The organism is Microbacterium sp. LMI12-1-1.1, from assembly GCF_040676455.1.
Taxonomy (GTDB): Bacteria; Actinomycetota; Actinomycetes; order Actinomycetales; family Microbacteriaceae; genus Microbacterium.
The window spans coordinates 1,585,000-1,596,391 of record NZ_JBEGIA010000001.1; the positions used below are offsets into that span (position 1 = coordinate 1,585,000).

General features: G+C 71.1%; 10 protein-coding genes. 2 read left to right on the forward strand and 8 right to left on the reverse strand.

Annotated elements, in window-relative coordinates; genetic code table 11:
- Nucleotides 1–49: 49 nt before the first annotated feature.
- The 7 genes from MRBLMI12_RS07390 to MRBLMI12_RS07420 form a co-directional block, all read right to left on the reverse strand.
- Nucleotides 50–1,684 carry an ABC transporter substrate-binding protein gene (locus MRBLMI12_RS07390; protein WP_363355237.1) on the reverse strand — a complete coding sequence of 545 codons (1,635 nt, stop codon included), beginning with the start codon at nucleotides 1,682–1,684 and terminating at the stop codon, nucleotides 50–52.
- A 61-nt stretch (nucleotides 1,685–1,745) separates the two neighbouring features.
- A complete protein-coding gene (locus tag MRBLMI12_RS07395) occupies nucleotides 1,746–2,738 on the reverse strand; it encodes a carbohydrate ABC transporter permease (RefSeq protein WP_363355239.1) in 993 nt (330 codons plus the stop codon).
- Nucleotides 2,735–3,709 carry an ABC transporter permease gene (locus MRBLMI12_RS07400; protein ID WP_349425444.1) on the reverse strand — a complete coding sequence of 325 codons (975 nt, stop codon included), beginning with the start codon at nucleotides 3,707–3,709 and terminating at the stop codon, nucleotides 2,735–2,737. The genes MRBLMI12_RS07395 and MRBLMI12_RS07400 overlap by 4 nt, the downstream gene beginning before the upstream one ends.
- 197 nt (nucleotides 3,710–3,906) lie before the next feature.
- Entirely contained in the window at nucleotides 3,907–4,833 is a 927-nt protein-coding gene (locus tag MRBLMI12_RS07405; RefSeq protein ID WP_363355242.1) for a J domain-containing protein, read from the reverse strand.
- Between the two features lie 96 nt (nucleotides 4,834–4,929).
- On the reverse strand, nucleotides 4,930–5,478 hold the full coding sequence (locus tag MRBLMI12_RS07410; protein ID WP_349425446.1) for a hypothetical protein: 549 nt from the start codon (nucleotides 5,476–5,478) through the stop codon (nucleotides 4,930–4,932).
- Nucleotides 5,475–6,317: an LssY C-terminal domain-containing protein gene (locus tag MRBLMI12_RS07415; protein WP_363355244.1), complete on the reverse strand. Its 843-nt coding sequence runs from the start codon at nucleotides 6,315–6,317 to the stop codon at nucleotides 5,475–5,477. Before MRBLMI12_RS07415 ends, MRBLMI12_RS07410 begins: the two co-directional genes overlap by 4 nt.
- A 26-nt stretch (nucleotides 6,318–6,343) precedes the next feature.
- Nucleotides 6,344–7,417, reverse strand: a complete 1,074-nt coding sequence (locus tag MRBLMI12_RS07420) for an enoyl-CoA hydratase/isomerase family protein (protein WP_349425448.1) — start codon at nucleotides 7,415–7,417, stop codon at nucleotides 6,344–6,346.
- Nucleotides 7,418–7,568: 151 nt separating this feature from the next.
- Here MRBLMI12_RS07420 and MRBLMI12_RS07425 point away from each other — a divergent pair, with 151 nt between their 5' ends.
- On the forward strand, nucleotides 7,569–9,908 hold the full coding sequence (locus MRBLMI12_RS07425) for an ATP-binding cassette domain-containing protein (protein ID WP_363355247.1): 2,340 nt from the start codon (nucleotides 7,569–7,571) through the stop codon (nucleotides 9,906–9,908).
- The gene (locus tag MRBLMI12_RS07430) at nucleotides 9,905–10,723 is read left to right on the forward strand and encodes an ABC transporter permease (protein WP_363355249.1); all 819 of its coding nucleotides are present in this window, start codon (nucleotides 9,905–9,907) and stop codon (nucleotides 10,721–10,723) included. Before MRBLMI12_RS07425 ends, MRBLMI12_RS07430 begins: the two co-directional genes overlap by 4 nt.
- Before the next feature lie 169 nt (nucleotides 10,724–10,892).
- Here the strand turns inward: MRBLMI12_RS07430 and MRBLMI12_RS07435 are convergent, their stop codons facing one another.
- On the reverse strand, nucleotides 10,893–11,357 hold the full coding sequence (locus tag MRBLMI12_RS07435; RefSeq protein ID WP_308868952.1) for a hypothetical protein: 465 nt from the start codon (nucleotides 11,355–11,357) through the stop codon (nucleotides 10,893–10,895).
- Nucleotides 11,358–11,392: the final 35 nt, after the last annotated feature.

Consider the following 11,392-nt stretch of genomic DNA (forward strand, 5'->3'; position numbering starts at 1 on the left):
GGTGCCCGGCGGTCTCGCGACCGCCGGGCATCGTCGTGGGTACTGCGTCCTACTTCAGCGCGTCGTACAGGTCCTGCTCCATCTGCAGGAACTGCGCGAGACCGAGACCGTCCAGGTCGTCGAGGTACGCCTGCCAGGCGCCGTCGTCGTTGATGTCCCGCTGGCCGGTGACGAACTCCGCCTGCGCCTGCGTGACGTAGTTGGCGATGTTCGTCTGCAGATCGGCGAGCTCTGCCGACGTGTCGGCGTCGGGCCACAGCCTCTCGGCCGGGAACAGGATGCTCTCGTCGGGCATGTAGGGCTCGTACTCCTTCGACGCGATGAGCAGGCGCCGCTCGTAGCCGTCCGGCGAGTAGACGTCCTCGGGGACGACCTGCGAGTTGCGGTACTCCAGCGAGTCCCAGTACTGCGCCATCGAGCGCCAGGCGGCGTTCGAGGTCTCGTCGTAGGTGAGCGGCTTGAAGGAGGGCTCCAGCTCCGGGTCGAGCGCCACGTCGCCCTCTTCCGCCGGCACCCACGCCTCGCCCTCCGGACCCATCGCGCCCCGCTTGTCGCCTTCGTCCGTCACGAGGTAGTCGATGACCTTGATCGCCTTGATGCGCTCGTCCTCGGTCGACTTGTTGGTGAGGGCGAAGATGCCCACCGGGTTCACGGGCGACCGCCACGTCGCCAGCTGCGTCCCGTCGGGGCCGGCGACAGGAGCGACCGCGTCGTAGTTCTTGTCACGGCCGTCCGGAGACTCGGGCGTCACGAAGTCGTACGGATGCAGATCGACCGCGGAACCGAGGATCTCGGTGCCGGAGTTGTCGCCGAGCGCCTTGAGCCCGTCGCCGTTCTGGGTGAACGCCGCGGTGTCGAGCAGCCCCTCCGACGCGAGGGAATTGATGTACGCGAGGCCCGCACGCCACTCGTCCGATGCGGCAGCGAGCTGCACCTCACCGTCGTCCATCACCATCGGAGGCGGGCTGGACGGCCCCGCGACCGGCGCGTAGGCGAACGCGTTCATGAGGTAGTTGACGATCGGCTGCGTCGCCGACCCGCTCAGCGGCACCTCGTCCTGCACGCCGTTGCCGTTGGGGTCGTCGTTCTTGAACGCCCGCAGCACCGTCCGCAGCTCCTCGGTGGTCGTCGGCTGCTCGAGGCCCAGCTTCTCCAACCACGTCGTGTTCATCCACAGCTTGGACGGGAAGCTGCAGTGGTAGCACTCGCTCCACTGGGTGATCGCGTAGATGTGCCCGTCGGGGGCGGTGACCGACTCCTTCCAGTCCGGCTTCTCCTCGAAGCGCTCCTTGAGCGTCGGCGCGTACTCGTCGATGAGGTCCTCCAGCGGCAGCAGGACCCCCTGCTGGCCGTACTTCAGGATCTCGCTGCGCGAGAAGGCGTCGACCCACGGCACCAGGAAGTACGCGTCCGGGTAGTCGCCGCTGGCGAGCGAGACCTGCCGCTTCTCGCCCGCGACGCTGCCGTCGTAGGTGGTGGTCTGCCAGTCGAAGTCGATGTCGAACTTCTTCTCGACCTCCTGGGTGAAGCTGTTCTCCTTGAGCGTGCCGTTGTCGCCCTGCGGACCGAAAGCGACGAGCTTCCCGTTGTCCTGGTCGGCAGAGGGCGTGCACGCCGCCATCGCGAGCGCGGTCGCCGCGATCGCGATCGACGCGACCGCTCCCCTCATCAAGCTGTGTCTCATTGCCGGAATCTCCTTTGCCCGGGTCATATTGCGTGGTGGTGGGTCTGTGAGGGGAAGCGGGTCAGCCCTTGACGGCGCCGACCATGATCCCCTTGTTGAAGTACTTGGCGACGAACGGGTAGACGACGAGCATCGGCACCGTCGCGATGACGACGGTCGAGTAGCGGAGCAGATCGGCGAGCTCCCGCCGCCGGAGCTGCTCGCCGACGTCGCCGCCGCCGCCGGCGTCGTTGAGCACGAGGAGGCCGCGGAGCACGAGCTGCAACGGCTGCAGGTCGGCGTTGCGGAGGTAGAGCAGCGCGTCGAAGTACGAGTTCCACTGCATGATCGCGTACATGAGCGCGATGACGGCGATCAGGGGCTTCGCGAGCGGGAGGACGATCGACCAGAGGATCCGCAGCTCGCTGGCGCCGTCCAGCTGCGCCGCCTCATAGACCTCGTCGGGGATGGAGGCGCGGAAAAACACCATCGCGATGATGACCTGCCAGACGCCGATCGCGTTCGGCAGCAGCATCGACCAGCGGGTGTCGAGGAGCCCCAGCGACTGCACCACCAGGTACATCGGGATCACGCCGCCGCTGAACAGCATCGTGAAGACGACGGCGCCGGTGATGACCTTGCGGCCGAACAGGTTCTGGCGTGACAGCGGGTACGCGATCGCGACCGTGCCGGCCACGCTGATGAGCGTGCCGATCACGGTGTAGAAGGCCGAGTTCGCGAAGCCGCGCACGATCGCCGGATTGCCGAGCGCCTCGACGTAGCCGCGGAAGGTGATGTCGACCGGCCAGAACAGCACCTGGCCCGACGAGACGGCGTGCGGGCTCGACAGCGAGCTGGCGACGATGTTCAGGAGCGGCAGCAGCACCACCAGCAGGAAGATCGTCAGCAGCACGTAGGCCACCGCGACGAAGGCGCGGTCACCCCTGGTCTCTCGGATCTTCACGCCGCGCGGCTCCGATCGCCTGCGCCGGTCGCTGGGGAGGGATCGAGCGGCGACGGCGCCGACGGCGGCCTCTTCGGCGAGGACGGCCTCCTTGCTGATGACGTTGCTCACCACAGCCCGCTTCCCGTGACCCGCTTGGACACCGCATTGACGACGAGCAGCAGCACCAGGCTGATCACGGCGTTGAAGAGGCCGATCGTCGCGCCGAGACTGAAGTTCGCGTTGAGGATGCCCGTCTTGTACACGTACGTCGGGATGATCTCCGACGTCGAGAGGTTGAGCGCGTTCTGCAGCAGGAACGCCTTCTCGAACCCGATGGCCATGATGTTTCCGACGCCCAGGATGAGGATGATCGTCGCCGTCGGCATGAGCGCGGGCAGATCGACGTGCCGGATCTTCTGCAGGCGCGAGGCACCGTCGATCTTCGCCGCCTCATAGAGCGAGACGTCCACGGATGCGAGCGCCGCGAGGTAGATGACCGCCGAGTACCCCGTCGTCGTCCACAGGTCGGTGGCCACGTAGATGTGGCGGAAGAAGTCGGCGTCGGCCAGCAGGTCGACCTGGCCGGCGCCGAAGAAGCTGAACGTGCGCCCCAGCAGGCCGACGCGAGGCGACAGCAGCAGGATCGTCATGGACACGATCACGACCGTCGAGATGAAGTACGGGGCGTACGTCATGAGCTGCACCGTGCGCTTGAAGAAGCGCAGCCGCACCTCGTTCAGCGCGAGCGCCAGGATGATCGGCAGCGGCAGGCTGGCGATCAAGGTGTACGCGGCGAGGATGAACGTGTTGGCCACCAGCCGCGGGAACACGGGGTTGCCGAACAGCCGCTCGAAGTTGTCGAAGCCGACCCAGGGGCTCCCCCACACCCCGTCGATGGGGTTGTAGTTCTTGAACGCGATCACGGCGTTCGCCATCGGCACGTACCGGAACACGATGAACCACACGATGGGCAGCAGCAGGAGCAGATAGAGCTGCCAGTACCGCCGCACGCTCCGGGAGAACCGTGCGCGAGTGGTCAGCCTTCGCGGCTGCGGGATCACCGCCGTGGCGGGTGTCACATGCTCAACGTCGAGCGTCATCCGGATCCTCCATGGATTACTTTACGACGTAATGTTATGTTGTCGATCGCGATTCCGCTACTGGATCATCCGATGTCTGCCAATTCGGCATCGCCCCCATCGACAGCGCACGCTCTCGCCGAGAGCCCACGTCAAGAACGTGAACGGCGTGTGCTCGCGGCGAGAGCACACGCTGTCGACGAGGCGCGGGCGCGCGGCTACGCGAAGCGGACGGTCTGCTGCAGCCGGGTGCGGATGTCGAAGACCTCGTTGCCGCCGATGTCGCGCGCGCCGGTGATGCCACGACGCAGCACGGTCGCCAGCGCACTGCGCGACGTCACCGCGACCCGCACGCCGCGAACCTTGCCGAGCTCCTGGATCGGATCGATCACGTCTTCGTCGGGCAGCACCACGATCGCGCCGCTGAAGCGGACGCCCGCCCCGCGTGAGATGACCCGCATGTGAGCCAGCAGCTCGGCCAGCGGTGCGCCCGAGACGCCGTCGCCGATGAACTCGCCGCGCCGCAGGCGCGCGGGTCCGCCGAAGTCCTCCGACAGGATGCCGTACAGGCCGCTCGGGCCGAGCACGATGTGGTCGATCTTGGCGTCGGGATCGGCATCCCGTCCCGCCGCGGCGACGTCGTGCCACACCGTGTAACCCATGCCGAGGTCGGCCACGATGCGGGCCGTCGCCTCCTCGGCGAGCGCATCAGCGAGCAGGCGCCGCAACGCCACGGGGGCCGAGCGCACGAGCGCCGGATCGTACGGGTCGTCGAGCGTCACGCCGCGTCCGGCCCACTCGCGGATGAGCGTGAGGTAGCGCTCGCGGCGCCAGCCGCCGGGGTGCCCGTACGAGCGCGCACGCGGACGGGTGTCGGTGCGGGCCGCCGGCGGCCGCCAGCCCGACCACTCGGGGGCCGCCGCCTCGCCGAACCCGTGGCCGCGGTCGTACGCCGCGCGGGCGTCCGGTGTGCCGACGAGCTCCCACGCGCGCTGCACCTGGATGAACACGGCGGCGTCGCCGCCGGTGTCGGGGTGGGTCTGCCGCAGCCGCAGGCGATAGGCCTTGCGCAGCGTCTCGTCGTCGACACCGGGGTCGACCGCGAGCACCTCGTAGGCCGACGCCGAGAGCGGACTGTCGAACACGCACCCTCCCCACGAGCCGCTGCCGCACGGACCGGCCGCGCGGAACACCGCAGATCAGGCTACGTCACCCCCGGGCCGTCGGGCGCGTCGCGGCGCTCATCGCGTCCGATCGTCGGGCGCGTCGCGGCGCTCGTTCCGCCGAGCGTAGGCGGCGGCGCTGCGGCTGGACAGGGCGAGCAGGACCAGGATGTCGAGGCTCAGCGACACGTACGTCCCGTCGATCTCGATCTCCTGGCCCTGCGCCCACCACGCGGTGAAGGATGTGCTGATCGAGAGCACCGAGATGAGCATCACGACTACGCGCGCCCAGTTGATGCCCCGGTATACGAGGAATGCCAGCGCGAGGTCGAGCAGCAGCACCACCGCGCCCGTGCCCAGCACGAGCCACAGCGCCGCCTGCGTCCCCTCCGGGCTCGGGTCGAACCCCTCGAGCACGGAGTCGGGATCGGCGAGGATCTCGTCCCACCCGGCCGCGATGCCGACGAGCACGGCCACACCGGCGAGGACGCGCAGCAGGATCAGCGCGGCGCCGGCCGTCGTGGAGATGGGCCGCTTCATGTGCGGGTCGTACTGCGGCGGCTTCAGCAGTCGCGCGGCGGGCTCGAACGCGGGTCGTTTCTGGGGAGCAGGCGTCTCTGCGCTCACGCCGCCACCTCCCCGGACGCGCCGACGCGCGGCTCGACCGCGCGCACGTCGACGATGGGCAGGTCGCCGTCGGTGCGGATGCTGTCGCCGCCTCCGTTGCGCGCGTGGTAGCCGGTGGCGAAGTCGGCGATGACGTCGACAGCGACGCGGGCATCGGCATCCGTCACCGTCCGGACGATGTGGTCGCGCTCGACATCGGTGTCGGCGTCGATCTTGTGCGTGACCTGCAGCGTGAACAGCGACAGCCCCACCCGCGTGTCGAAGGTGCCCGCGGCGAGCCACTCGACCCGGCGCCCGCCGGGCAGCAGCCAGTCGTCGGGGCAGCGCCAGAACCGCACATGGTGACGTTGCGCGGGATTGCCGTCGACCTCCTGCTGGTACGCGAAGTCCTGCTGGCGGCCGAAGAGGAACAGCGGGCTCACCGGCGCCTCGTCGTAGCTGCGCCGCGTGAGCGTCGACGCGACGATGCGCCATGAAGACCCGAGGGTGACCGGCTCTGCGCGCGTCCAGCCGGCGGCCTCGAGCGCGGCGCGGATCTGCTCGCCCGTGCCCTGGAACGCCAGGTTCACCGGATCGCCGAGGAGCCCGTCGCTGGTCCGGGTGCGTCCGATGAAGTACTCGGGCACGTAGATGGTGGTGAGGATGCGGTGCAGGCGTGGCAGCACGAGGTAGGCGAGCAGCAGCCAGAACGCCAGGAAGAACGGGATGCCCCACCAGCCGACGTGGAACGTCTCGGTGAAGCTGAGGTAGGCCAGCCACAGTGCCGCCAGCCCGGCGAAGACGAAGAAGAACCAGTCGATCGCCACACCGATCGAGTACGCGCGGCGCCGGGTTGCCATGATCCCTCCTCGTCCGCCGACCTGTGTCAGCCCCAGAGCGGGATGTCGGGTCGGTGGGCCAGCGCGGTCGCGCCGACGTCCGGCGGCAGGTCGGCGAGCGTCGCGGGCTGCCAGCGCGGCGAGCGGTCCTTGTCGATGACCTGCGCCCGGATGCCCTCCGCGAGGTCGGGCTGGGTCGTGGCGAACCACATCACGAGCCCGTACTCCTGGTCGAGCGCGTCGCGCAGTCCCGGCAGCTCGCGCGCGCGGCGCACGGCCGCCAGCGTCACCGCGAGCCCGGTCGGCGAGAGCTCGCCGAGCAGATCGGCTGTGGCGGATGCCTCGGGCTCGGGGCGCGCGCGCAGTCGCTCGACGATCTCGGGCACGGTGTCGGCGGCGAAGGCGTCGTCGATCCACGCGCGTGCCGCCTCGAGCTTCGATCGCACCGGTGTCTCGTCGAAGAGCAGCACCAGCTCGGTCGGCGTGGAGGGATCGGCGCGCGTCTCGAGCGCATCGCGGACCGCGTCGAGGTTCTCGTGGGGCACGAAGTGGTCGGCGAATCCGGCGTAGATCGCGTCCGAGGCATCCATCACGGCGCCGGTGAGTCCGAGGTACTCCCCCAGGCGGCCCGGCGCGTGGGCCAGCAGCCATGTGCCGCCGACGTCGGGGGTGAAGCCGATGCGCGTCTCGGGCATCGCCAGCTGCGACCGCTCGGTCACGATGCGGATCGCCGCGTGCCCGGCGACGCCGATGCCTCCGCCCATCGTGATGCCGTCCGCGAACGCGATGAAGGGCTTCGGGTACTCGGCGATGCGGGCGTTGATCGCGTACTCGTCGCGGAAGAACACCCCGGCGTCCTCGGCGCGGCCGCTCGTGACCTGCTCGGCGAGCCCGCGCACGTCGCCGCCGGCGCAGAGCCCGCGCTCGCCCGCGCCGTCGAGCAGCACGACGTCGACCTCGGTGTCGTGCTCCCATGCGTCGAGGACCTCGTGCAGCCGGCGGACCATGCCGAGGTCGAGGGCGTTGATCGCCCGCGGACGGTTCAGGGTCAGGCGCCCGAGGCCGCCGCTCGCCCTCGCGAGGACGGTGGGCTCTGCGGCGTCGGTGGCGAGGTCGGTCACGAGCGCAACGTTACCGGGCGGGTGAAGTTCTCCCACGCTGGAGCGGGATTTCCGCCAGGATGGGACTCGGTTCCGCAAGGAATCCGCAATGAAGCGGCCCCGACCTGTGCCCCGCGGGGTGTCTCGCTCACGTCCACGGGAAGGGTTCGGCATGCCCCACGGCCAGTCGCTGGAGTTCTCAGGTGTCACCAAGCGCTTCGGCGCCGTCACGGCCGTCTCCGGGCTCACCGCCCGCGTCGAGCCCGGGCAGGTGACCGGATTCCTCGGCCCGAACGGCGCCGGCAAGACCACCACGCTGCGGATCCTCTTGGGCCTCGTCCGCGCCACGGACGGCCACGCGACGATCGGCGGCAAGCGCTACGCCGAGCTCGACCAGCCGCTGCAGACCGTCGGCGCCGTGCTCGAGGCATCCAGCTTCCACCCCGGTCGCACGGCGGCGGCGCACCTCACCATCTACGCGCAGGCCGCGGGCATCGCGAAGACGCGCGTCGGCGAGGTGCTGGACCTCGTGGGATTGACGGATGCCGCGGGCCGCAAGGTCGGCGGATTCTCACTCGGCATGCGCCAGCGCCTGGGCCTCGCCTACGCGCTGCTGGGCGACCCGGGCGTGCTCGTGCTCGACGAGCCGGCGAACGGCCTCGATCCCGAGGGGATCCGCTGGATGCGCGGCTTCCTCCGCCAGCTCGCGGCCGAGGGCCGCACGGTGCTCGTGTCGTCGCACCTGCTCGCCGAGGTGCAGCAGACCGTCGACGCGCTGCTGATCATCTCGCGCGGGCGCCTGGTGTTCCAGGGCTCCATCGACGAGCTCACCGACCCCGACGAGCACGCCACGGTCGTCGATGCCCCCGACCGCGCGGCGCTCATGGATGCCCTGCGGGCGGCGGGCGTGCCGTTCGAAGTGCTCCGCTCGGGCCTGACCGTGCGCGGCGTCGACCCGGCCGCCGTGGGTGCGGCCGCCGCGGCCGGCGGCGTGGCGCTGTCGTCGCTGCACCGGCGCGGACCGGCGCTCGAGGAGGTCTTCCTCGACCTCGTGAACGGCGTCCGCGTGCACGCCAGCGCGACCGGCGCCGTCGGCTCGCTCTCGCCGGTGCAGGGAACGGATGCCGCAGCCGGCGCGGCCGGGGTCATCGGTGTCGCCGCGGCTGAGGCCTCCGCGGAGCCGGACGCTGCGGCCTCCGCGGAATCGGCCGAGGCGACCGCGGTGGACGCGGTCCCGGCGGAGTCGGTCGAGGTGACCGCCGTGGACGCGGTCGCGGTGGGCGCGATCGCGGCGCAGTCGGTCGGGGCGCCGGCATCCGACGAGGACGGCGACTCGGAGGCGGATGAGGCCGAGGAGTCGGCGCTCAGCGCCGCGGCGCTCGATGCCGAGGCGACGGGAGCCCCCGGTGCGGCCGCCGCTCTGGCCGCGGCCGCCGGCGCCGCGTGGGCCGGCGAATCCCGCGAGGCGCGCGACGAGGAGCCCTTCGCGGAGCGCGGCCACGCACCGGCCGATGCCGATTCCGCCGAGAGCGCGCACGACGCGGGTGCCGGTGGCGAAGACCTGCCCGCTGCTGCCGAGCCACCGCTGACGGCGTCCGCGGCGTCGTTGTACTCGGTCGCCGGCACCGGGGTGATCGACATCGTTCCCGCCGCCGCGCAGAACGCGGCCCAGCCCGCGCCGGCATCCGCCGAGCAGCAGGACGCCGAACGGGACGACGCCGACCACGCCGCCGTGGGGCCCGCGGCCGAGGCGCCGTCGGCGCGGGCAGCGATCCTCGAGGAGTCCGGCGGATACCCCGCCGACGATCCGTGGGCGCCGGAGGACGCGGATCCCGACGTGGAGGCCCTCGGCGAGATCGACGACGAGCTCTCGACCCCCGAGCCCGCCGACGCGGACGACGACCGTCCGTGGGAGCACTACGTCAAGACGGACTCCGATTTCGAGGCCGACGCCTTCTTCGCGGCGTTCGACGCCGACGGCAATCCTCGCGCCGTTCCCGGCGGCGAGGCGGATGCGGCATCCGACCCCGACGCGGATGCCGAAGCGCAGCCCGCCGGTGACGCCGATCCCGGGCCCGACACCGACCCGGCCGACCCCGGCCCCACTCCCGGCGCGGATCCCGAGCACACCGGCGACGCCGAACCCGGCGTCGACACCGACCCGCCCTCTGCGCCCTCAGAGTCCCATCCCGAGGACGCCGGCGATCCCGACGCCGCACCCGAAGACCAGCCCGCCCCGACGGAGGACCCGGGTCCCGGGCCGGATCCCGAGCCCTGGATCCCGCCGGAGGCCGCCGCCTTCGAGGACGCGTACGACGACGCAGTCCCCGCGACCGAGGTGCCCGACACCGCGACCGAGACCGCGACCGAGGTCCCCGAGACCACGACCGACGACACGGCCGAGCCGGTCCCGCCGACGCCGGGCGAGGCATCCGTCCCCTCCGATGGTGACGAAGAGCGCGTGGCCGCCGACGACCGCGCGTCCGTCGACCAGGAAGGGGGCGACCGATGAGCCTGACCGCGGCCACGCGCGCCGAGACGACGAAGCTCTTCTCGACCAGCGTCTGGTGGATCCTCGCCGTCGTCCTCTTCGCCTACGTCGCCTTCACCGCGGCCGCCCTCGGCTTCGTGTTCGCCGCTGCGGCGACGGGCGCGCTCCCGGGCGACGCGCCACCGCTCCCCGAAGAGGGCCTGGCCGCGACCCTCTACAGCACGGCCACCGCGGTCGGGTATGTCTTCCCCCTCCTCGTGGGCACGCTCATGGTGACCGCGGAGTTCCGGCACAAGACCCTGACCCCGACGTTCCTCGCGACGCCGCGCCGCGGCCGGGTGCTCGCCGCGAAGCTCGCCGTCGGCGTCCTCATCGGCGTGGTGCTCGGCGTCATCGGCATCGCGGCGGCGCTGGGCACGTCGGCCGCCTTCCTCGCCGGCTTCGGGCTCGAGACCGAGATCACATCGCTCGACACCTGGACGATGCTCGGACGGATGCTGCTCGCCTACGTGCTCTGGACCCTCATCGGCGTCGGGGTCGGCGCCCTGGTGCGCAACCAGGTCGGGGCCATCGTCGGCGTGCTGGTCTTCACGCAGTTCGTCGAGCCCATCGGCCGCACCGCCGCGGCGTTCGTCGACGGCCTGTCGGACTTCACGCGGTTCCTCCCCGGCGCCGCCAGCGACGCCCTCGTGGGAGCGAGCGTGCTGTCGGCGAGCATGCCGCAGGGCTCGACGGAGCCGCTCGAGTGGTGGGTGGGCGGCCTCATCCTGCTCGGCTACGCGGCGGTGTTCGTCGTGGTCGGCCACCTGGTGAGCTGGCGCCGCGACGTCAGCTGACGCAGCCGCTCCGGTCCAGGAAACGCAGCTTCCGGCCGCCCCCAACCTGCGAAACCCGGACCGCGCACGGCCCGACGGCGGTCTGAGCAACGCCAGGGGTCCAGGAAACGCAGGATCGCGGCATCCCGAAACGGCGAAACCCGGACCGCACACGCGGGCCACGGGGGTTTCAGACGGCGGGAGCGGGCGCGGGAGTCTTGCGCTTGCGCGGCTTCTTCTCGGGCACGACGGGAATGGTGCCCGTCTCGGCCGCGATCTCGGCGACGTCGGCGGCCTCCGCGGCGACCTCGACACGCAGCGCCTGCACGAGCGCGAGGCCGTGGCGGGTCGTCAGGATGATCCGCTGGAACTCGGGGTGGCCCTCGAGGTCGATCACGACGCTGGGCCGGCGACGGCGGATCACGGCGAAGTCGTCGCCGCCCGCCGAGCGCCACGTCCCCATCGCGATGACGCCGCGGAGGTGCGTGCCCGGGCTGGGGACGCCGCGCAGCCAGGTCCAGGCGTCATCGGTGAGCTGCACCTTGGTGATCGTGGACCGTTCGATGACGACGTTCCCCTTGCGGAATGACAGCGCGCGCTCCGACACCGACAGCACCACTTCGAGCTGCGTCGAGTCGAGCAGCAGCGTCACCATGCGACTAGTCTGCCAGCGGGTCACCCGGGAACCGG